The sequence below is a fragment of the Candidatus Dormiibacterota bacterium genome (assembly GCA_035635555.1).
GTDB lineage: Bacteria > Acidobacteriota > Polarisedimenticolia > Gp22-AA2 > Gp22-AA2 > Gp22-AA3.
Genome location: DASQAT010000004.1, coordinates 16,960 through 39,415, shown reverse-complemented (window position 1 = coordinate 39,415; position 22,456 = coordinate 16,960). Strand labels below are relative to the sequence as shown.

General features: G+C 69.9%; 16 protein-coding genes and 1 riboswitch. Of the genes, 4 read left to right on the top strand and 12 right to left on the bottom strand.

Annotated features, from left to right (window positions below):
* Positions 1–1,023 (bottom strand): homoserine dehydrogenase, encoded by a 1,023-nt coding sequence (locus VEW47_01440; protein HYS03830.1) that lies wholly within the window; start codon positions 1,021–1,023, stop codon positions 1–3.
* Positions 1,024–1,176: 153 nt separating this feature from the next.
* Here VEW47_01440 and fae point away from each other — a divergent pair, with 153 nt between their 5' ends.
* The 3 genes from fae to VEW47_01425 all read left to right on the top strand — a co-directional run bounded on the left by fae (position 1,177) and on the right by VEW47_01425 (position 3,464).
* On the top strand, positions 1,177–1,731 hold the full coding sequence (gene fae / locus VEW47_01435) for a formaldehyde-activating enzyme (protein HYS03829.1): 555 nt from the start codon (positions 1,177–1,179) through the stop codon (positions 1,729–1,731).
* Positions 1,732–1,752: 21 nt separating this feature from the next.
* A complete protein-coding gene (locus VEW47_01430; protein HYS03828.1) occupies positions 1,753–2,109 on the top strand; it encodes a 4a-hydroxytetrahydrobiopterin dehydratase in 357 nt (118 codons plus the stop codon).
* A 68-nt stretch (positions 2,110–2,177) separates the two neighbouring features.
* Positions 2,178–3,464: an NAD(P)/FAD-dependent oxidoreductase gene (locus tag VEW47_01425; GenBank protein HYS03827.1), complete on the top strand. Its 1,287-nt coding sequence runs from the start codon at positions 2,178–2,180 to the stop codon at positions 3,462–3,464.
* On the opposite strand, the gene VEW47_01420 is transcribed toward VEW47_01425, so the two are convergent.
* Positions 3,436–3,855, bottom strand: a complete 420-nt coding sequence (locus tag VEW47_01420) for a hypothetical protein (GenBank protein HYS03826.1) — start codon at positions 3,853–3,855, stop codon at positions 3,436–3,438. The genes VEW47_01425 and VEW47_01420 overlap by 29 nt on opposite strands.
* Positions 3,856–4,092: 237 nt before the next feature.
* Here VEW47_01420 and VEW47_01415 point away from each other — a divergent pair, with 237 nt between their 5' ends.
* Positions 4,093–6,156 (top strand): S9 family peptidase, encoded by a 2,064-nt coding sequence (locus VEW47_01415; GenBank protein ID HYS03825.1) that lies wholly within the window; start codon positions 4,093–4,095, stop codon positions 6,154–6,156.
* An 8-nt stretch (positions 6,157–6,164) separates the two neighbouring features.
* On the opposite strand, the gene VEW47_01410 is transcribed toward VEW47_01415, so the two are convergent.
* The 10 genes from VEW47_01410 to VEW47_01365 all read right to left on the bottom strand — a co-directional run bounded on the left by VEW47_01410 (position 6,165) and on the right by VEW47_01365 (position 21,941).
* Positions 6,165–6,482 carry a carboxymuconolactone decarboxylase family protein gene (locus VEW47_01410; protein HYS03824.1) on the bottom strand — a complete coding sequence of 106 codons (318 nt, stop codon included), beginning with the start codon at positions 6,480–6,482 and terminating at the stop codon, positions 6,165–6,167.
* A 60-nt stretch (positions 6,483–6,542) separates the two neighbouring features.
* A complete protein-coding gene (locus VEW47_01405) occupies positions 6,543–12,233 on the bottom strand; it encodes a thrombospondin type 3 repeat-containing protein (GenBank protein ID HYS03823.1) in 5,691 nt (1,896 codons plus the stop codon).
* A 189-nt stretch (positions 12,234–12,422) separates the two neighbouring features.
* Complete coding sequence (cimA, locus tag VEW47_01400; protein ID HYS03822.1) at positions 12,423–14,183, bottom strand: citramalate synthase; 1,761 nt, start codon at positions 14,181–14,183, stop codon at positions 12,423–12,425.
* Positions 14,176–15,159 carry a branched-chain amino acid transaminase gene (locus VEW47_01395; protein ID HYS03821.1) on the bottom strand — a complete coding sequence of 328 codons (984 nt, stop codon included), beginning with the start codon at positions 15,157–15,159 and terminating at the stop codon, positions 14,176–14,178. Before VEW47_01395 ends, cimA begins: the two co-directional genes overlap by 8 nt.
* Positions 15,159–16,175 carry a ketol-acid reductoisomerase gene (gene ilvC, locus VEW47_01390; GenBank protein ID HYS03820.1) on the bottom strand — a complete coding sequence of 339 codons (1,017 nt, stop codon included), beginning with the start codon at positions 16,173–16,175 and terminating at the stop codon, positions 15,159–15,161. The genes VEW47_01395 and ilvC overlap by 1 nt, the downstream gene beginning before the upstream one ends.
* Before the next feature lie 29 nt (positions 16,176–16,204).
* On the bottom strand, positions 16,205–16,765 hold the full coding sequence (ilvN, locus tag VEW47_01385; protein HYS03819.1) for an acetolactate synthase small subunit: 561 nt from the start codon (positions 16,763–16,765) through the stop codon (positions 16,205–16,207).
* On the bottom strand, positions 16,762–18,501 hold the full coding sequence (gene ilvB / locus VEW47_01380; protein HYS03818.1) for a biosynthetic-type acetolactate synthase large subunit: 1,740 nt from the start codon (positions 18,499–18,501) through the stop codon (positions 16,762–16,764). Before ilvB ends, ilvN begins: the two co-directional genes overlap by 4 nt.
* A gap of 89 nt (positions 18,502–18,590) precedes the next feature.
* On the bottom strand, positions 18,591–19,691 hold the full coding sequence (leuB, locus tag VEW47_01375) for a 3-isopropylmalate dehydrogenase (GenBank protein ID HYS03817.1): 1,101 nt from the start codon (positions 19,689–19,691) through the stop codon (positions 18,591–18,593).
* Positions 19,684–20,061 carry a hypothetical protein gene (locus VEW47_01370; GenBank protein ID HYS03816.1) on the bottom strand — a complete coding sequence of 126 codons (378 nt, stop codon included), beginning with the start codon at positions 20,059–20,061 and terminating at the stop codon, positions 19,684–19,686. The genes leuB and VEW47_01370 overlap by 8 nt, the downstream gene beginning before the upstream one ends.
* 203 nt (positions 20,062–20,264) lie before the next feature.
* Positions 20,265–21,941: a 2-isopropylmalate synthase gene (locus VEW47_01365; protein HYS03815.1), complete on the bottom strand. Its 1,677-nt coding sequence runs from the start codon at positions 21,939–21,941 to the stop codon at positions 20,265–20,267.
* A gap of 369 nt (positions 21,942–22,310) precedes the next feature.
* Positions 22,311–22,426: riboswitch (SAM riboswitch) on the top strand.
* Positions 22,427–22,456 lie beyond the last annotated feature (30 nt).

The following is a 22,456-nucleotide window of genomic DNA, read 5'->3' as shown; positions in this document are numbered from 1 at the left end:
CTAGGACAGAAGCGGCGTCGGGACGAGCCGTCGTCCCTGACGGATGGCGACCAGGTCGGCCAGCATGCCGTAGGCGGTCTGCTCGACGTGCGGCTCCACGATCGACACGTTGATCGTCCCGGCCAGCTCGGTGTCGAGCGTCAGGCCCAGAGACACGCCCGGGAGCGACGCCAGAAAATCCCCCGGCGACATCCCCTCCGCGCGCACGCGCGCCGGTCCATCGAGCGCCGCCTCCGCGATCAGTCGCACCGTCCGGCCGGCCCGGGTCTCGCCGCGCAGCCAGGCCGGGTCGACCGAGGCCAGGGGGGTGCGCTCGACGTCCGGCGGCTTCAGGTTTCGACCCATCAGGACGTTCGCCAGGATGACGATCTTCACGGCCTGGTCCCAGCCCTCCAGATCGTGCGACGGATCGGCCTCGGCGAGACCCAGACGCCGCATCTCGGCGACGGCATCGTCGGCCGGCCGGCCCAGGCTCACGGCCTGCAGCACGTGGTTGCTGGTCGAGTTGAGAACACCCCGGCAGCGCACGATCCGTCCCACCGGCACCGCCGCCTCGACCAGATTGAACACCGGCAGGCAATCCGCCACGGCCGACTCGAAGCGGAACCCCGCGCCCGTGCGCCGCGCGATCGCGAAGAGGTCGCGCGCCGCCAGGGCGACCGGTCCCTTGTTGGCCGTGACGACCGACATCCCCTGTTCGAGCGCCGTGCGCACGTGCGACAAGGCGGGCTCGCCGGTCCTCGGCTCCAAAGGCGTCGTCTCGAACAGAAGATCGACGGGAGCATCGCGCAGCGCGTCCGGCAGCCGGCCGGGCGACGACCAGCCGTCGCGCAGCGCCGCTTCGAGATCGATCCCCCCGGGCTCGACCCAAGCACCGCGGCGGCCGCTCGCGAGGAGCGTCGTCTCGAACGTCAGATGGTGCCGCCTGCCGATCTCGTCGCGCCGCTCCAGAAGGAGACGCGCCAGGGCGCGGCCGACGTTCCCGAACCCCGCGAACCCGAGACGGACGTGACGACGGTCCATGGACGCCGATCATACGCGCGGTCCGTCCCGGCGCGCGTTCCGCGTTTCGCGACGTGGTCGCCGAGAGTGACAGTGACGCGCAGCCTGGGGTAGGATCGGCGCCGTTTTTCCACGGGAGCCGCGTTCTCGGACGATCCACACGGAGGAAGAGTCATGCCTGATCGGATCAGGATCCGCTTCGGAGAGGCGATGGGGGAAGGCAGCCAGGACTGGCTGTGGACCGAGCCGGAGATCGTGATCGGCGAGATGGATGGTCCGGTCGGCCAGGCGTTCGCGACGATCATGGGACAGAGCGCCGGCTTCTCGCGCTTCTTCTGCCTGGTGGACGGCGGTAAGATGGTGAAGCCGGCGACCATCATGGTGCCCAAGGTGCAGCTGAAGAAGATGGCGGACGTGATGGTCTACGGCGGCCCCGTCCAGGCCGGCATCGCCGACGGCGTGCTCGACGCCGTGGAGGCCGGAATCATCCCGAAGAACAAGGCCGAGAGCCTGTGCATCATCTCCCTGGTGTGGGTCGACCCGCGCCTGTCGGACATGAAGGATGCCGACTTCAACGAGCTCTACCGCAACAACCGCTCCGCCATGAAAGAGGCGATCCAGAAGGCGCTCCGGGGAAAGCCTTCCGTGCAGGACCTCCTCAAGGAAGATCGCTCGATGCCGCGCCACATGTACTTCAACCGCGAGAAGAAGAAGTGGATTCTCGACTAGCTCGGCGACGGGAGGTGTCGAATGCCTGAAAAGCTTCCGGTCATCCCGGACCAGGAGATCACGATTCGTCTGGAGAAGGAGCTTCCCGGCTGGAAGCTGGAGGACGGCTGGCTGCGCCGCAAGTACAGCACGGACGGCTGGCCGACCACGCTGATGCTGGTCAACGCCATCGGCTTTCTCAGCGAGGCGGCCTACCACCATCCGGACCTCGAGGTCACCTGGGGGAAGGTCTGGGTCAAGCTGAAGACGCACGCCTCGGGCGGCATCACCGAGAGGGACCTGGCACTCGCGAAGGAGATCGAGAAGCACGCCCTCTGGCGGCCGGGCAAGGGTTCGGTGCTGGAGGGATCGCCGAACAAGTTCGTGTTCAGCAAGTAGGGCCGTGGGGGCATGACCGCGGCTCTGAGATTCGTCCGCGGCGCTCACCCTAGGAGCGTGTCCGAGACATGACCGCCCCGGAGACACCCGCCCGCGTCGTCGTCCTCGGCGGCGGCTTCGGCGGCCTCTACGCCGCCCGGGCGCTCCGGCGCGCCCCGGTGCGCCTGACGGTCGTCGATCGCCGCAACCACCATCTGTTCCAGCCGCTGCTCTACCAGGTCGCCACGGCGGCGCTGAACCCGAGCGACATCGCCATGCCGATCCGGCGGATCCTGCGGCGCCAGAAGAACGCCACGGTCATCCTCGGCGAAGCGACCGCCATCGACGTCGAGGCGCGCAAGGTTCTCCTGGCGGACGGCGAGGTGCCGTACGACTTCCTGATCGTGGCCACCGGGGCGGCCCACTCCTACTTCGGGCACGACGACTGGGCGCCGTTCGCACCGGGGCTGAAGACGATCGAGGACGCGCTCGCGATCCGCAGACGGATCCTGCTCGCCTTCGAAGCAGCCGAGCGCGAGACCGACCCCGCAAGACGCCGCGGCTGGCTGACCTTCGTCGTGGTCGGGGGCGGCCCGACCGGCGTGGAGATGGCCGGGGCCGTGGCCGAGATCGGACGGCACATCCTGCGCCGGGACTTCCGCAGCATCGACCCGGGGTCGGCCCGGGTCGTCCTGGTCGAAGCGGGACCGCGCATCCTGGGGACGTTCGACGCGCGCCTGTCGGAGAAGGCCAAGAGGGCCCTCGAGCGCCTCGGCTCGGAAGTCGTCACGGGGTCGCCCGTCACCGCGATCGACGCGACCGGCGTGACGCTCGGCGGGAGACGGATCGATTCGCGCAACGTCCTGTGGGCCGCGGGCGTGGCCGCGTCACCGATCGCGCGATCGCTCGGCGTTCCGCTCGATCGCGCCGGGCGCGTCGCGGTCAAGGCGGACCTGACGCTGCCGGGCCATCCCGAGGTCTTCGTGATCGGCGACCTGGCGTCGCTGCAGCAGGACGGCCGACCGGTCCCGGGAGTGGCCCCCGCCGCCATCCAGATGGGGCGTCACGCGGCGCGCAACATCCTGCGCGCGCTCGGCGGCCGTCCGCTCGAAGCGTTCCGTTACCGCGACAAGGGCTCCCTGGCGACCATCGGCCGGGCGGCGGCGGTGGCGCAATTCGGCCGGATCCTCCTGTCGGGCTTCGTGGCCTGGCTGGCCTGGCTCCTGATCCACATCTCCTTCCTGATCGGCTTCCGCAACCGGCTGGTCGTGATGCTGGAGTGGACGTGGCTGTACGTGCGCTACGAGAGCGGCGCCCGCCTCATCACCGGCGAGACCGGCCCCCTCCTCAATCGCGATACAGCCAGCCGGCGATGAGGGCTGCGAACACGGATCCGATTCCCAGGTCCAGCGCCCAGCAGAACGGGAAGATCCGGCCGAAGGTCGCCCAGGAGGCGGTCCCGAGATTGCCCGGAACCCCGATGGCGAAACCGGCCATGACGCCGAGCTTGAGCGCGGTCACCGGGCCGGGGCCCCAGGTCACCCTCACGGCGGCATACAGCGAAGCGATGATCCACGCGAGGACGAAGAGCGTGACGATCCAGAGAGGCATGAACGGCAGGCGTGGGGTGGCCTGGAACGACCCCGCGGCGGTCGCCTTCTCGTAGCGGCTGGCGAGCAGGATCCCTTTCACCACCATGCTCCAGGCATTCCACACCACGCCACCGACGAGCGCGCCGATCAGAATCCGCTTCGAGTTGACGGACATCGGTCTCCTCCACGGAAATCCCCCGCCGATCCTGCCGGGGGGCACGCCCCTGCCGCTTCACGCTGGTGCCCGAGAGCGAGACGGACTGCCTGGGATGGATTCTAACGGCCGCTTCCTCGGGGTGTCAAACGGCGGTGCTATGGAGATGGGACCCGCGTGCGCTTGACAGGCCGCGCGGCCGGAGATAGAACAGCGCCGCCCCGAGGCGACGATCGACACATCTGCTGGAGGCCCGCGATGAGATCCCCCGCTGCTTCACCCGTCCGCTCCCTGGTCCTGCTCCTCCTCGCCTGCGCCGCCGTCCCCGCGGTGAGCCGCGCCGAGGAGGCGGCACATCCGTTCTCGGTCCACGACATGATCGCGATGGAGCGGCTGGCGGGTCCGCAGCCCTCCCCCGACGGGAGCCAGGTCGTGTTCACGCGCCGGGTCTACGACGCGGAGGCGAACAAGAACTACACGAATCTCTTCATCGTGGCGATCGACGGCGGCGAGCCGCGGCGGCTGACCAGCGCCCATGCGGCCGACACCTCGCCGCGCTGGTCGCCGGACGGCAGGACGATCGCCTTCGTCTCCGATCGCGGCGGCTCCTCGCAGATCTGGACCATCGATCCGTCCGGCGGGGAGGCGCGGCAGGCGACGGACCTGCCGGTGGACGTCGACAACGTGGAGTGGTCCCCGGACGGGTCGCGGCTGGCGTTCTCGGCCGAGGTGTACCCGGACTGCCCGAACCTGGCGTGCACGGCCGGACGCGACAAGGGGAAGAGCGACGACCCGGTCAAGGCGCGCGTCTACACGCGTCTGATGTTCCGGCACTGGGACGCCTGGGACGAGGGGAAGCGCAATCACATCTTCGTCGGGCGGATCCGGGGCGGGGAGCCGGTCGATGTCATGAAGGGGGCCGATGCGGACAGTCCGACGAAGCCGTTCGGCGGGACGGAGGAGTTCGCCTGGTCTCCCGACGGCAAGTCGATCGCGTTCACCTCCAAGATGGCGAAGAACCCGGCCTGGTCCACCGACACCAACATCTATCTCGCGGCGGTCGACGGCGGAGGCTACCGCTGCCTGACTTGCGCCAACGAAGCGGCCGACACGCAGCCGGCCTTCTCTCCCGACGGCAGGACCCTGGCGTACCTGGCGATGTCCCGGCCGATGTACGAGGCGGACCGCCAGCGCGTCGCTCTCTACGATCTGGCCGCGGGGAAGGGGCGCGTCCTCACCGAGGCCTGGGACCGCTCGGCCGACTCGGTCGCCTGGTCGGCGGACGGAAAGCGGCTGTTCGTCCTCGCCGAGGAGACGGCGCGCAGGAAGATCTTCGGCGTCGATCCGGCAGGCGGCAAGGCCAGCGTCGTGGTGGGAGATCACTACAACTCCGATCTGGCCGTGACCTCGCGCGGCCGGCTGGTCTACGCGCAGGACTCCCTCACCTCTCCCGCCGAGATCGTCACGTGCCATTCCGACGGCACCGACGCGCGGGCGTTGACCCGCGTGAACGCGGCGCGGCTGCAGGCTGCGCAGATGAGCCGGCCGGAGGAGTTCTGGTTCAAGGGGGCCCTGGATGAGAAGGTGCACGGATGGCTGTTCAAACCGGTCGGCTTCCAGGAGGGGCGCAAGTACCCCCTGGCGTTCCTCGTGCACGGCGGACCGCAGGGATCCTGGGAGGACCATTTCCATTACCGCTGGAACCCGCAGGCCTACGCCGGGGCGGGCTACGCCGTGATCACGATCAATTTCCACGGCAGCACCGGGTTCGGTCAGGCGTTCACCGACGCCATCAGGAAGAACTGGGGCGGCGCGCCCTATGACGATCTGATGAAAGGGCTGGACTACGCCCTGGCGACCTACCCGTTCCTCGACGCCTCACGGATGGGGGCGCTGGGCGCTTCGTACGGCGGCTACATGATCAACTGGATCGCCGGCCACACCGATCGCTTCAAGTGCCTGGTCACCCACGACGGCGAGTTCGATACCCGCACCTCCTACTACACGACGGAGGAGCTGTGGTTCCCGGAGTGGGAGCAGGGCGGCCTGCCGTGGGAGACGGGAACGACGCACGAGACATGGTCTCCCGCCCTCTACGTCTCCAGCTGGAAGACGCCGACGCTGGTCGTGCACGGCGCCAGAGACTTCCGGCTGCCCGAGACCGAAGGGTTCTCCGTCTTCACCGCCCTGCAGCGCCGGGGGATCCCTTCGAAGCTGCTCTACTTTCCCGACGAGAACCACTGGGTGCTGAAGGCGAAGAACAGCATTCTGTGGCACGACACGGTGATCGGCTGGCTCGACGAGTGGCTGAAGAAACGTTGAAGGGGACGCTACGACGCGTCCTTCGCCACGTCCTCGACCCACGAGAGCGCCGCCATCATCGCCGGGAAGCCGATCGTCGTCAGGGACAGCAGGACGACGTGCCGGCACTCGTCGATCGAAGCACCCGCCTCGATGGAGCGCCGTGTATGGGAATGCACCGCCCCCTCGTGGCGCGTGCCGACGGCGATCGCCAGCTTGACCAGGGCCGCCGTCTTGTCGTCGATCGGGCCGGCCTTGCGGCAGGCGTCTCCCAGGGATTCATACGACCGAAACACCTCGGGGTATTTCTTCTTCTGATCCTTGTACCAGCCGGGGACCTTCGTCATGAGTCACCTCGTGGGCTCAGCCGATTATAGACGCGCGGCGCAGCCCGCCGGCGCGATCCTCTACTTCGCCAGGGTCCGCGGAACAACGACCGGGACCTCCAGCGTCCGTGTGTTCCCCGCCGCGTCGGTGAGACGGTACGTCAGCGTGTAGGTGCGCCCCGCGCCCGTGCTCGACCTCTCGGCGCGCAGCAGGACGTCGCGGTCGTCGCCCGGTTCGACTCCGGCGACGTCCCCGGTGGTCCTGCCGTCGCCGCTCCCCGGCGCATCGTCGGGCTCGCTTCTGCGCACCCCCAGGAGGCGCACGTCGACGAGCGCCGAGCAGGCGTCCGAGGCGACGAGGTCCACGTGCACCGGGACCAGGCTGTGGTCCGGCGGCCACAGGAGCGCCGGCCGGGGCACCGCTGTCGCGATGGGCGGCGTGGTGTCGACCACGTTCACGCCGAACAGGGCGCTCGACACCAGACCGGCCGGGTCGCGCACGCGGTGCGCGATCGAGTGGCGACCGCGAGGGAGCGTGACGGTCGTCCTCTCCCCCGCGGCGAGGACCGAGGGGGAAGACTCGTCATCCTCCAGGATGAACAGGTGCTCGAGCGCATCGCCGTCGGGATCGGACGAGCCGGCGCCGTCGAGGACGACCTCCGCACCCGCGGGCGACGCGCATTCGACGAGCGCGTCCGGGGGGCGGGAGGCGAGCGGCGCATGCCCGAACACCAGGGACTGCTCTCCGCGCCATGCGAAATCCGCACGGCCGAAGACCTCCGGCGTGTCGCCGTCCGTCGCCGACAGGGTCAGGACCATGGGCCTCGACTCCTCCCCCGCGAGCGGCGGCAAGGCGTCCAGCGGGACGGAACCCGGCAGTTTCGAACCGACGTAGGCGACCTTGATCGTGGCCGCCATCCGTTCGGCCGTGAGGGTGGCGCCGCCGGGGGCGATCGTCTCGAGACGCAGATGGAAGCGCCGCGCCGGGTCCGCGACGGCACGCGCGCAGACGGGCGCCGGAAGCGCCATCCCCTGCAGCGACAGACTCGGACCGAACGGCGCCCCCTCGGCGTCGCACGCGCCGGCCGCGATCTCGTAGTCCTGCAGTCGGTCGTCGCAGGCCAGAGTCGAGTCTTCGTCCACGAGGATCGGCGTCCCCGCCGAGTCATCCAGGAACGCCAGCCCTTCGCCCGGCCGGCCCTCCAATTCGAGGCCGGCGCCGCAGTCGATGGAATCGCTCAAGATCCCGGAGGTGGCGGCGTCCTTCAGGGTGACGGTCGTCGCCTCTCTCACCCACACGATCGCGCGGCCCCGCAGCGTCTGGGCGTCGGGATCGGAAATCCGCGCCCCGGCCGCCAGGACCGGAAGGGTGCGGAGATCTCCCGCCGGGCTTGCGAGCGCCGGAACGACGCTCCCGAGCGACACGGTCGGCTGGCAGGCGTCACCGGCCCCGTCGTCGTCCGAGTCCTCCTGGGCGGGGTCCGCTACTCCCGGACAATCGTCGAGCGGTGGCGGAATCCCGTCCCCGTCCAGATCGAGGGCCGGCAGCAGGGCGACCCCCGCCGAAGGGTTCGCCGCCTGAATCAGGGTCGCCATCGGAGGGACGACGGGGGGATGGATCCGGCCGTCCTCGTCGACACCCAGGGTCGTGACGGTGTTCGATCCGCGCGCCACGACGTGCAGTCTTTGTCCCCGCGGACCGAGGGCCAGGCCGGACGGAATCGCCGCGGTCTGGGGCAGCGGGAAAGGGGAACCGGGGGCGTACCGCGCGGGGCCGGCGAACGCGCCGTCCACGGCTCCCACGGCGTTCGCGCCGGGGAGCGACACGAACAGGCGATCCTTCTCCTGGTCGGGCGCGATGTCGAGCGTCCCTCCTGGGACCCCAAGGTCGAAGAACGTGACCGGCACCGGCCCGTCCGCGTCCGCGGTCACGACGGAGATCGCGGCCGGCCAGGGGGGCGCCTGACCGACGGCCAGGAGCCACGGCCTCTCGAGGGGGGCCGCTCCCGGCACCGCCGCGCGCCGCTGAAACGCCAGCGGCCCCGGGCGATCGATCCCGGGAACGGCGGCAGGCCAGCCTGGCAGCGGATCCAGAACCCCCGGCTCGCGCACCTCGAACAGGGCGACCTCGCCGGCATCGGGGACGGCGACTGCGAGGAGAGAGCCGTCGGGTGAAAGGGCCAGGCCGTCCGGCTCCCCCGTCATCGGGAGCACCACCCCGGTCATGGCCGTGAGGCGTCCCGAGCGCGACACGCCCATCACGGCGAGGGCCCCCTGCGGACTCTCCCCGGCCTCCGCAAGCGCCAGGCCGCTGACGTAAAGCGTGCGTCCGGCCCGGTCGGTCGCGATACCGAGCGGATTGGTGAGCGGCACCACGTAGGGGGATCCGATCCCGAGCTCGAGCGTTCCGGAGCCGGACAGCTCGAGCACCGAGACCGAGCGGGAGAGCGGATTGAGGGCGAACAACCGCGTGCCGCGACCGTCGATGGCCAGGCCCGGAGCCCCCGACGGAGCGGGATTGTCCTGGCGCCCCGATCCCAGCGTGAGGAAGGGAGAGCCCGGAACGGGCATGAGCGTGCCGGTCGTCTTGGTCTCGAATCCGGCGATCCTGTTCAAGGGGGACATGCCGTTCACGTACAGGTACGACTCCTGCTGGAACCCTTTCTCGCAGGCGTCCCCTTCGTCATCGCGGTCGATGTCCGCCTGATCCGGGTTGTAGATCGTCAGGCAATTGTCGCAGGCGTCGCCGCGCCCGTCACCGTCCGCGTCCTCCTGACGCGGGTTCGGTTTCGCCGGACAGTTATCGACCCCCGCGCAGCTCCCGTCCTGATCCTCGTCGTTCTTCGGATCGTCAGGACATGGATCGCACAGGTCGCCGGTGCCGTCGGCGTCACGGTCGACGTCCTGCGGGTCGGCATCGAGCGGACAGCTGTCCTCGGGCGCGAGGAGACCATCGCCGTCGGGATCGGGATCGCAGGCGTCGCCGACACCGTCGCCGTCCGAGTCCTCCTGACCGGGGTTCCGGAGCCCCGGACAGTCGTCGCAGGCGTCCCCCGCGCCGTCGAGGTCCGCGTCCGACTGTCCCGGATTGGCCGCCGCCGGGCAGTTGTCGACCAGCGAATCGACGCCGTCTCCGTCCTCGTCCCCCGACGGCACGAACGCGATCCCGCCGAGCGGCCGGCCGCCGATGGCGCCGGTCTTCTCGGCCCTCCCGACGGGCAGGAGGGACCCGTCCTTCTCGATCCTCAGCACGGTGACGGCGTCGTCCCCCGCGTCGGCCGCGAACAGGAGGCGGCCGAGCGTGTCGGTCGCCAGGCCGACGGGAACGGCCCCGAAGGGGGCGTTGGCGAAGGGTGTCGCCGGCAGCGGCGCCATGGCTCCGGAGGCCTCCAGCCGGAACCCGGCAATCGTGTCGCTTCCCTGGTTCGAGACGTACAGGAAACGGTCGCGGGGCGAGACCAGGACGACGTTGGAGTTGATCCCCCCGCCCCCCTGCGGCGAGCGAGGGAGCGCTGTCGCCCTGCCGTTCAAATCGATGCTGAACCCCCCGGCGATGGACGGGCCCGCGGTGGCCCCTCCGATGTAGACGCGAGTCCCCGCGGCGTTGAACGCGAGGCCCGCGGTCGAAGCGCCGCTGATGCCGGCGGCGGAGCCGTTCACCACGGGGAACGGCGCCTTGAACCGGATCGCCCGCGCCGAACCCAGGTCGGTGAGCGCGACCTCGAGGATCCTGCCGTCCGCCGGGAAGGCCAGTCCCCCCACGGAGCCGGTCACGGGGATGGGCGAACCGGGCACGGGAGTCAGGTCGACGGTCGAGCGCTTCACGAGGAACAGGCTGATCTGGGAGAGATTCGCCGCGGCGAGGTAGGGACCGCCCGGGTGGATCGCCAGGGCCGCCGGAAAGAGGCCGCCGGTCGCGCGCGGGAAGCCGGGGACGAGCTCGGGCCGGCCGTCCGGCTGGATGCGGAAGGCGCTCAGGTCGTGGCTCCCCTCGTTGGAGGCGAACAGGATGGACGGCGCGCCGCGCAGCACGGCGAGGCGCTGGGGCGCGAACAGGGTCGAGGCCAGCGGCCCCCGGCCACCCGTGGGAAAGGGGGAACCGGGCAGCCGGCGCAGGCGCCCGAGCGTGTCGACCTCCCAGGCGGCCAGCGAGTTGTCCGCGGCGTTGGTCAGGACGTACAGCCAGCCGATCCGGGTGAACGGGCGGGCGCAGACATCTCCCTCGAGATCGGCGTCCGCGTCCTCCTGGCCGGGGTTGGGCGACGAGGGACAATTGTCGCAGGCGTCGCCGACGCCGTCCCGATCGGTGTCGGCCTGATCGGGGTCCGCCCGGTCCGGGCACACGTCGCTCGCGTCCGGAATCGTGTCGCCGTCCCGATCGTCGTCGCACGCGTCCCCCGCGCCGTCGCCGTCGGCGTCGCGCTGCGCGGCGTCCTGGACCAGCGGACAATCGTCGCAGGCGTCGCCCCGGCCGTCGCCGTCGGCGTCCGACTGCGAGGCGTTGGCGATCGCCCGGCAGTTGTCGATCACCGCCTCGATCCCGTCACCGTCCTCGTCCCCCGCGGCCGCGAACGCCAGACCGGAGAGCGGCAGGCCGTGAACTCCGGTGCGCACGCCGTCCGCCGCCAGCAGCAGACGGCCCTGGGAATCCGGGCGCAGCACGGAGATCGCGTCGCTCGTGGCGTCGGCGACGTACAGGTAGCGACCGAGCGGATCGGTCGCCATTCCGGTCGGCGCCGTGCCGAGCGGACCGCCCCTGAACGGTGAGCCCGGCGCGGGCGACGGTCGCCCGTCGGCGCCGATGGCGAAGCCGGCGACGCGGTCGATGTCCGGCAGCGCGGCGGCGAGGACGGCGCCGCCGGGGATGAGGTGAAGGATGTTCGCCGCGGGACCCGGCCTGCCGAAGGGGGAGCCCGGAACGGAGCGCAGGACCCCGCGCGGATCGAGCGAGTAGAGACTGAGCTCGGTACGGAACGACCTGGCATCGGCGACATAGGCCAGGGCCCCGCCGCGGCCCAGGACGATGCCGTCCGCGGCGCCGGCGTCGGCGTCGAACGGAGAGCCGGGGACGTGCGACAGGCCGCCGTCCGCGGCGACCCGCAGCACCGCGATCCGTCCCAGGGACGGCAGGCTCGCCAGGAGGAACCGCCCGTCGGGTGTCGTCGCCAGTCCGTCCGGCTCCGTATCGATCGCGAACGTGGAGGCGGGCTCCGGGCGCCCGCCCCCGTCGAGGACGAACGACACGATCGAATGATCGCCCGAGTGCCCCACGAACAGGAAGCGGCCGTCGGGTGACAGCGCGAGCCCTTCCGGATGCAGGCCCCTGCTGTCGAACGGCGAGCCCTCGATGGCCCGCAGCGAGCCGTCGTCGGTGATGTCGAAGACGGCGAGGCTGTGGCTCCCCCAGTTGGCCACGAACAGATGCCGGGCGTCCGGACCGATGCCGATGCGCGGGGCCGCCAGGAACACCGGTCCCGATGTCCCTTTCCCTCCTGTGGACCAGGGGGATGAGGGAAGCAGAGCCAGCGCCCCGTCGGCGAAGGCGGCGAACCCCGCGACGACGTTGTCCGCCTCCGGGTCGTTCCGGTCGGCGGTCCCCTCGTTCACGTACAGATATCCGATGAGACCCGGGGCATCGACAGGCGAGCGCCTGCCGCGGGGCATGGCCCCGCCGGCCAGGACCGCCACGACCAGGGCGATCGAGGCCCACAGGAAGGCCCGCGGGCGATGTCCCATCTTCCCCACATACGACCGCCGGCCCGTCGTCGTCAAGACCCCGCGCTCCGACCCGACCGGCCGGTCGGAAGGCAAGGAGGCGCCGACCGGGCGCGTCAGTCCTGCGGGGGAACTGCGGGGAGAGGGATCAGCCTTCGAGCGTTCGCCGTACTGACCGCTGGCGCAGAGGAGATGCCGGTCGGCGTGATAGTGAACGTCGTCTCGGGGTCCGAGGTTCCATGGCCGTCAGGCTCCGATCTCCGAACGACCCGGATCGATCTCGTTGAGAATGACGATCGGCAGCCGGCCTTCACCGCGCGGCTGCAGCGTGACGTTGCCTGAGGCGGCGACGCTCGGGGCGCCTGTGGACAGGACGCCGGCCGTGCGCCGCAGCAGCAGACCGTACTCGTACCCCTCGACGAGAGCGTGGATCGTCGCCGCGATGATGTCCGGGTCGACTCCGGTCGTGCTCCAGGTCCTCTCCGCGTCTCCCATCTCGATGTGCACGCGGGTGCGGGCGGCGGTCCCGTCGTGGCCGTCCAGGATGCGCACCTTGAAGTCGACGAGCTTCAGCTCCCCGATCTCCGGGAAGGCGCCGGCGAGGGCGTGGCGGAGCGCCAGGTCGAGGGCGTGCGCCGGTCCGACGCCCAGGCTGACGGCGTGGTTCTCCCCGTCGCCCACGCGCACGCGCACCGTCGCCTCGGGGGAGCCCGCGGCCGTCAGGAGCACCCGGTAGTCCACCAGGGTGAAGAAGCGCGGCCGCCTCTCCAGCGCCTCCAGGACGAGCAGGGTGAACGACCCTTCGGCGTTCTCGAACTGGTAGCCCGTGTACTCCAGCTCCTTGACGCGCTCGACAAGGAGACGCATGGTCTCAGGATGGCCGGAGAGATCGATCCCGAGTGCGCGCGCCCGGTTGAGGACGTTGCTCGCCCCCATCTGGTCGGAGACCAGGACGCGCGTCTCGTTGCCGACCCGCGCCGGATCGATGTGCTCGTACGCGCGGCTCGTCCTCTCGATGGCGCTGACGTGGATGCCGGCCTTGTGCGCGAAGGCGCTGCGCCCGACGAACGGCTGGTGACCGTTCGGAGTGCGGTTCGCCACCTCCCCGACGCAGCGCGAAGTCGCGGTCAGGCGAGGGAGCGACCCGGCCGGCAGGCAGCGCAGCCCCAGCTTCAGCTCGAGGTTCGGGATCACCGAGCAGAGGTTGGCGTTGCCGCAGCGCTCCCCGTAGCCGTTGATCGTACCCTGCACGTGCGCGGCGCCGGCCGCGACGGCCGCGAGGCTGTTGGACACCGCCAGCTCACCGTCGTTGTGCGCGTGGATCCCGAGCGGCTTCGACCCCAGCCGCGAGCGCGCCACGATGAACGCGGCGCGCACCTGGTCCGGAAGCGCCCCGCCGTTGGTGTCGCACAGGACGATCCGATCGGCGCCGGACTCGGCGGCCGCCAGGAGGGTGAGCAGGGCGTATTCCGGGTTGGCCCGGTAGCCGTCGAAGAAGTGCTCGGCGTCGTAGATGACCCGCCGCCCGGCCTCCTTCAGGAAGAGCACGCTGTCGGAGATCATCGCCAGGTTCTCCTCGAGCGTCGTGCGCAGGGCCTCGCGCACGTGGTGGTCCCACGACTTTCCGAAGATCGTGACCCAGGCCGTCCCGGCCGACAGGACCGTCCGCAGCCCGGCGTCCTCTCCGACCCGGCCGCGCGCACGGCGCGTGGATCCGAAGGCGCACAGCCGCGTGTTCGCGAGCACCTCGCGCCCCGCTCTCTCGAAGAACTCCAGGTCCTTGGGATTGGCGCCCGGCCAGCCGCCCTCCACGAAGCGCACCCCCAGGCGGTCGAGGGCGCGCAGGATCTTCAGCTTGTCGTCGACCGAGTAGGAGATCTCCTCCGACTGCGCGCCGTCCCGCAGAGTGGTGTCGTAGATCTCGACCTCTCCCCGGGCCGGGGCATCCCCCCCGCCGTCGTCGTACTCCGGCACTGCGGCCGGGATCGGCTTCAGGATCTCAGGCATGGGAGAGCCACTGCGCGGATCGGGCGCCGAGCCCGCGCACGGTGTCGAAGTAGGCCTTCTGCAGCCGCGCGGTGACCCCCTCCCCCGAGCAGGGAACGGGCCGGCCGTCGATCGCCGCGACCGGCGTCACCTCGGCGGCGGTGCCGGTGAGGAAGACCTCGTCGGCCCCCAGGAGATCCTCCGGCCGGAACGGCCGGACGACGGCGGGCATGTCCAGGTCGGTGGCCAGCCTGAGGACCGTGTCGCGCGTGATCCCCGGCAGGATGTTCGAGGCGTCGCCGTTGGTCGTGAGCAATCCGTTCTTGACGAAGAACACGTTCTCTCCCGTCGCCTCCGCCACGCTGCCGTCGGCGTTCAGGAGGATCGCCTCGGCGGCGCCCTTCGCGGCGGCCTCCTGCGCCGCCAGGATCGAGTTCGTGTAATGGCCGCACCCCTTGACCGTGGGCGGCAGCATGGAGCGATCGAACTTCCTCCAGGACGACAGGATCACCTTCACCCCGAGCACCTGCCCCTCCTCGCCCAGGTACGTCCCCAGCGAGCGGAGGGCGATGAACACCTCGGTCGGGCAGCGGCTGCTCGGCGTCAGATGGATCGGCCCCTCGCCGAAGTACACCAGCGGCCGGATGTAGGCGTTGGTCGCGCCGTTGCGGCGCACGGTCTCCAGGGCCGCCGCGCCCAGATCGGCCGCCGTGTGCGCGAGGTTCAGGCCGTACACCCGCGCCGAGGCCAGCAGGCGCTCCATGTGATCGCGCAGGCGGAAGACGGCGGGCCCGGCGGACGTTTCGTAGCAGCGGATTCCCTCGAACACGCCGCTGCCGTAGTGCAGGGCGTGGCTGAAATAGTGGAGCCGGAGCTCCTCCGTGCGCACGAAATCGCCGTTCACCCACACCCACGGAGCGTGCGCCTCGCGGCCGGCGTGCAGCCGCCCCGGGAGAAGACCCTCCGCTTTCTCGAGCACCGACGCCTCGTCGCCCATCAGTTCCTGCTCCTGTCGACCAGACGGTTCTTCCCCAGCCAGGGCATCATGCCGCGCAGCCTCTCCCCCACCCTCTCGATGAGGTGCTCCCTGCCGGCCGCCTCGAGCCGCTTGAAGTTCGGCTTGCCGGCCTTGTGCTCCGCCATCCACTCGTCGGCGAATGCCCCCGACTGGACGCCGGCGAGGAGCTCGCGCATCACCCTGCGTGTCTCGTCGGTCACGATGCGCGGTCCGCGCGTCAGGTCGCCGTACTCCGCGGTGTTGCTCACCGAGTAGCGCATGTTCGTGATGCCGCCCTCGTAGATCAGGTCGACGATCAGCTTCATCTCGTGCAGGCACTCGAAGTAGGCCATCTCCGGCGGGTAACCCGCCTCGACCAGCGTCTCGAAGCCGGCGGTGATCAGAGCCGACAGCCCGCCGCACAGGACCGCCTGCTCGCCGAACAGATCGGTCTCGGTCTCGTCCTTGAAGGTCGTCTCGATGACGCCGGCCCGGCCGCCGCCGATGGCGCAGGCGTAGGCCAGGGCCACCGCCCGCGTGTCCCCGGAGGGATCCTGGTGCGCCGCCATGAGCATCGGCACCCCGGCCCCCTTGGTGAACTCGTGCCGCACGAGATGCCCGGGCGCTTTCGGCGCCACCATGAAGACGTTCACGTCCTTCGGCGGGACGATCTTCCTGAAGTGGATCGAAAAGCCGTGGGCGACGGCGAAGTGCTTGCCGGCGCGCAGCCCCTGCGCGACCTCCTTCTCGTACGTCTCCGGAGCCAGCTCGTCCGGGACGAGCATCATGACGATGTCGCCCCAGAGCGCCGCCTCGGCGGTGTCCATCACGGAGAGACCCGCCCCCTCGGCCTTGGCGCGCGAGGCGCTGCCCGGCTTCAGGCCGACGGCGACGGTGTGACCGCCTTCCTTCAGGTTGAGGGCGTGCGCGTGCCCCTGGCTGCCGTATCCCAGGACGGCGATCCTCTTCCCCCTCAGGCGCCCGGGCTCCGCGTCCTTCTCGTAGAAGATGTTCAGCTTTCCTTCCGCCACGTCGACTCCTCTGATTAGACTGCGCTCTCCGCCTCGGGCACGTCGGCCGCCTCTCCCCGGTCCACCTCCGACTCCCGCGCGGCGCTGATCCGCGGGATCGCCACCGGCCCCGTCCGCACGATGTCCCTGATGCCGAGCGGCTGCAGGAGCCCCAGGAGCGCGTCGACCTTGTCCTGGCTGCCGGTGGTCTCGATGGTGATGGCGTCGGTCGAGATGTCGATCACCTTGGCGCGGAACACTCCCGCGAGATTCAGCACTTCCTGGCGCTCGGACGGCGTGCGCGTGCTCACGATCAGGAGCGCCATCTCGCGCTCGACGTGGTTCACCTCGTTCAGATCGATGACCTCGAGCACCCGGACGAGCTTTCCGATCTGCTTGAGGATCTGCTCCATGATCACGTCGTTGCCGTTCGTCGTCAGGATGATCCGCGAGTACGCGGGGTCGGACGTCGGCGCCACGCACAGCGAGTCGATGTTGTAGCCGCGCCCCGAGAACAGGCCGACGACACGGCAGAGCTCGCCGAAGCGGTTCTCGACCAGGATCGACAGGATATGGCGCGTTCCGTCGCCGTTCATGCCAGGTCCCTCGGCTCCGGTTCCTCCGAGCCGTCTTCCGCGGGCTCCAGGACCATCTCCTGCAGGGACGCGCCGGCCGGCACCATCGGGTAGACCCCCTCCTCCTGCGACACGATCATGTCCATCACGACCAGACCCGGCATCCCGAGCCCCGTCTCCAGGACCTGACGCATCTCCTCCGGCCTCGTGGCCCTGAGACCCTTCGCGTGATAGGCCTCCGCCAGCTTCACGAAGTCCGGCAGCCATTCCAGCCCGACCTCGCTGTAGGTGCGGGAGTAGAACAGCTCCTGCCACTGGCGCACCATCCCGAGGTAGTTGTTGTTGATGATGACCACCTTGACGTCGACCTTCTCCTGGATGGCGGTCGCCATCTCCTGGATGCACATCTGGAAGGAGCCGTCGCCGGTGACGCAGATCACCGTCCTTCCGGGGTGCGCCTTGGCCGCCCCGATGGCCGCCGGGAATCCGTAGCCCATCGTCCCCAGGCCTCCCGAGTTCAGCCACTGACGGGACCTCTTGAAGCCGTAGTATTGGGCCACCCACATCTGGTGCTGGCCGACGTCGGAAGCCACGATTGCCTCTCCGTCGGTGAGCCGGCTGAGCTCCTCGATGACCGCCTGCGGCATGATCACACCGCGGCGTTTCTTGTAGCGGTACGGGTGGGCGGCGGACCACTCGCGCAATTGCGGCCACCACTCCGCGCGGGGCGGCGGCCCCTCGAGACGCACCTCGCGCGCCAGCACGTCGAGCATCTGCCGCAGCACCCGGCGCGCGTCGCCGACGATGCCGACTTCGACGACGCGGTTCTTGTTGATGGAGGACGGATCGACGTCGACGTGGATCACCTTCGCCCCTGGCGCAAAATCCTTGAGGCGGCCGGTGACGCGATCATCGAAACGACTCCCGATGGCGATGAGCAGGTCGGCGTTGGAGACGCCCATGTTGGCGGCGTAGGTGCCGTGCATGCCGAGCATGCCGAGGCAGAGCGGGTGGCCGCCCGGGAACCCGCCGAGCCCCATCAGGGTCGGCGTGACCGGCAGGTTGAGCGCCTCCGCCAGGAGACGGAGCTCGTCGGCGGCGTCGGCGTTGACCACGCCCCCCCCGACGTAGAGGATCGGCCGCTCGGCCTTCACCATCAGCGCGACCGCCTCGCGGACCCGGGCGATGTCGCCGTCGCCGGCCGGCCGGTACGACGGGAGATCGACCCTGTCGGGGTACGCGAACTTCGTCCGCGCCGCAGTGACGTCCTTCGGCAGATCGATGACGACCGGCCCCGGCCGCCCGCTGCGCGCGATGTGGAACGCCTCCTTCACCACGCGCGCCAGATCGCGCACGTCCTTCACCAGGTAGTTGTACTTGGTGCACGGGCGCGTGATGCCGACCACGTCCGCCTCCTGGAATGCGTCGTTGCCGATCAGGTGGGTCGCCACCTGCCCCGTGATGCAGACGATCGGCGTCGAGTCCATCAGCGCGTTCGTCAGGCCGGTCACGCAGTTGGTCGCCCCGGGACCGGAGGTGACCATGACGACGCCGACCTTCCCGGTCGAGCGGGCATACCCCTCGGCGGCGTGCACGGCCCCCTGCTCGTGGCGCACCAGCACGTGGCTCAGCCGGTCGCGCGCGTGCGCCAGCTCGTCGTAGACGTGCAGGATCGCCCCGCCCGGGTAGCCGAAGATCGTGCTCACGCCTTCGCGCAGCAGGCTCTCGATCAGGATCTTCGCCCCGCGCATTTCGATCTCGGGCCCGGGGGCGGGCGCCGCCGTTGCCGAGGCCGTCTTCATTCCGATCGTGTCCTGCGTCGGCGCCACCGTCCCCTTCCCCCGGCTCACGAGGCCCGCCTGCCGCGCTCGAGGGCGCCGCACACCACGTCCCCCATGTCGCGCGTGCCGATCGACTTCTGTCCCGGTCGCGCCAGATCGGCCGTGCGCGCCCCGTCGTCCAGGACCCTTCCGACCGCCTCCTCGACGCGCGCGGCCTCGCGCGGCAGGCCGAGCGAGTGGCGCAGCAGCATGGCCGCCGAGAGGATCGCCGCCAGCGGGTTGGCGATGCCGCGACCGGCGATCTCCGGCGCCGACCCGTGCACCGGCTCGTACAGACCGGGCCCTTCTCCCAGGCTGGCGGACGGCAGCATCCCGATCCCGCCGGCCAGCATGGCCGCCTCGTCGCTGAGGATGTCGCCGAACGTGTTCTCGGTGAGGACGACGTCGAAGTCCCTGGGGCGGGCCAAAAGCTGCATGGCCGCGTTGTCGACGTACAGGTGCTCGAGGAGGACGTCCGGGTACTCCCGGGCGGTGTCGCTCACCACCTCGCGCCAGAGCTGCGAGACCTCCAGGATGTTCGCCTTGTCCACCGACGTCACCTTCCTTCTCCTGCCGCGCGCCGCCTCGAACGCCACCCGTGCAATGCGCCGGATCTCCGCCACGGTGTAGGCCATGGTGTTCGTGGCCAGGCGTTCATCCCCCTCACCGGAAACACCGCGCGGCGAACCGAAGTAGAGCCCCCCTGTCAGCTCGCGCACGATCAGCAGATCCGTGCCCCCCACGACGTCCGGCCGCAGGGGGGACGCCTGCAGGAGGGCCGGGTGGAGTCTCACGGGCCGCAGGTTCGCGTAGACCCCGAGCCCCTGACGCAGCCCCAGGAGCGCCTGCTCCGGGCGAAGGTGTCGCGGCAGTCCGTCATGCCTCGGCGTGCCCACGGCCCCGAGCAGGACCGCATCCGCGGCGCGGGCCGCCTCGAAGGTCTTTTGCGGCAGCGGCTCCGAGACGCTGTCGTACGCGGCACCCCCCACGGGGTGCTCCTCCATCTCGAGGACCACGCCCGCCTGCCGCGCCACCATCTCCAGCACGCGGACGGCCTCGGCGACGACCTCGCGGCCGATGCCGTCGCCCGGCAGGAGGACAACGCGCGAGCGCTTCGCCTCAGGCACTCGAGGCCCCCGTCGTCTGTCTCAGGACGTACGGCAGGAGACCGCCGGCCTCGAGGATCTCCATCGCGAACGGCGTGGGCGGCACGAAGCGGTAGGATTCCCCCTTCGTCAGGTTCCTCACCGCCGCGTCCCGCAGATCGACCTCCAGGAGATCTCCGACCGCCGCCTGCCTCACCGCCTCGGGACACTCCACGACGATGAAGCCGTTGTTGAGGGCATTCCTGAAGAACAGGCGCGAGAACGAGACCGCCACGACCGCTGCGATGCCGGCGCCGAGGTCCTCCTCGGCACCCCCGTTCTGGTGCCGCAGGGGAATGATGTCGTCGGCGCTGATGCGCGCCCCCGCGTAGACGTGCGCCCTGCCTCTCATGGTCGTGGATTCCCTCCCCCGTGGTTGTTCCTGCCGCCGGCGGTCAGCGTGGGACACGCCCATGATGACCTCCCCCTCCGGCGGCAGAAAGAACCACGGAGCCGGACAGCGCTCGACTGCTCTTCCAGTTCCTTCACGGTCCCTCTAAAAACAAAGCGCAGGGACGACGGTCCGACGTGAACATCAGGCCGGACCGGCCTGCGCTATACGAGACGAATCAGTCGAATGAAATCTTCCGGGCCGGCGACCCTCGAAGGATCGCCGACCGTGTCGCTTGCCGGCTGGGGCGTCATCTCGGGCCGCGACCGCTCGGCGACGACCGCGGCGACACCCGGCAGACCGGACCTCGCCGACTCGGCCGCGTCGAGGGCCTGCGCCAGGCGCAATCCCTTGTTCACCGCGTGCAGATAGGCCCGGGCGCTGGCATCCACCACGTCGGTCGATGCGGCCTTGCCGGTGAAGGTCCGGCCGCTGAAATCGACGTGCACCGAGACTTCGCCCATCGCGTCCCGGCCGCGCGACACGGCCCTGATCGAGTAGTCCAGGAGCCGTCCGCTGAAGCGGGTGATCTGGTCGATCGCCGTGTAGGCGGCCGCCACCGGGCCGTCCCCCACGGCGCAGGCGACCCTCTCCTCGCCCTGGATCTCGAGGATGACGGTCGCGGTCGAAGGCTTCTGGCTGCCCGCCGTCGCCTGCAGCATCTTCAGCTTGAAGACCTCGGGCACATCGCGCATGCCGTCGTGCACGATGGCGATCAGATCTTCGTCGAAGATCTCCTTCTTCTGGTCGGCGATCTCGATGAACCGCGCGTAGAACCTGTCGAGCTCCGGACGCGACAGGGAGTATCCGAGGTCCGCCAGTTTCCTGCCGAGGGCGTGCCGGCCGGAGTGCTTCCCGAGGACGAGCCGGTTCGTCTTGATGCCGACCGACTCAGGCGTCATGATCTCGTACGTGCGCCTCTCCTTGAGGACGCCGTCCTGGTGGATCCCGGCCTCGTGAGCGAACGCGTTCTTGCCGACCACCGCCTTGTTCGCCTGCACGTGCATGCCGGTGATGCTCGACAGGAGCTGGCTCGCCTTGTAGATCTCCGTCGTGGCGACGGACGTGGTGAACGGCAGGATGTCGCGTCTCACGAAAAGAGCCATCACGATCTCTTCCAGGGAGGCGTTGCCGGCGCGCTCGCCGATGCCGTTCACCGTGCACTCGATCTGCCGCGCCCCCGCCTCGACGGCGGCCACCGAGTTCGCCACCGCCAGACCGAGATCGTTGTGGCAGTGCACCGACAGGGTCGCCCGCTCCACCTCCGGCACGCGTTCGCGCAGCGTGGCGATGATGCGGGAGAACTCGCTCGGGACCGAGTAGCCGACGGTGTCGGGGATGTTGATGGTCGTCGCACCCGCCTCGATGGCCGCCCGCACCACCTGGCACAGGAAGTCGATGTCGGTCCGGGTCGCGTCCTCCGCCGAGAACTCGACGTCCGGCGTGAACGACTTCGCCAGGCGCACTGCCTCGACCGTCATCTCGAGGACTTCGCCGCGGGTCTTGCGCAGCTTGTGCTGCATGTGCAGGTCGGAGGTCGCGACGAAGGTATGGAGCCGGGGGCGGGCGGCGACCTCGATGGCCCGCCAGGCCCTCTCGATGTCGTCCCGGGTGGTGCGCGCCAGCGCCGCGATCACCGGCCGCCGGACCTCGCGCGCCACGGCGTGCACCGCCCGGAAGTCGTCCTCACTGGCCATCGGAAAACCGGCCTCGATGACGTCCACCCCGAGGAGATCCAGCTGGCGCGCCATCCGGACTTTCTCCTCGAGGTTCATGCTGCAGCCCGGCGACTGCTCTCCATCGCGCAGCGTCGTGTCGAAAATCGCGATTCGGTCGGGCACGGTGTCTCCCTCGACTGCGAGGTGTCTGTTCATATACGGGGAGGAATGCAGCCTGTCAACCGGATTCGGTCCGTTCGATCCTTCGAGTGCCGCATCATGCAACGGAACGATCCGGGGCGTTTCCGGCTTCACTTCACGCCCTCCTATGCGAGACGTGCGGCGTACTATACCCTACTTACCGACCGGTCGGCAAGGCGGTCCCCGGGTCGTTCCTCGAAGGACCTGTGATTCACATTGCGCAACAGGACCGGGGCGCCATGTTCCGCGGCGCGCGACACAGGTTGACAGGTCTCAAACCCCGTGGTAATTTTCCTGGGTCATCATTTGCCGGAGGGACCCGCGATCTAAAATCACAATCAGAGATCTTCCATCTTATCGAGAGTGGGGGAGGGACAGGCCCGATGATCCCACGGCAACCGATCCCGGACCGTTCGGGATGGCCGGTGCCAACTCCTGCGGGGTCTTCGAGCCCCGGCAGATGAGAGACGGAAGGCGAAGGAGTCGTTCACCCGAAC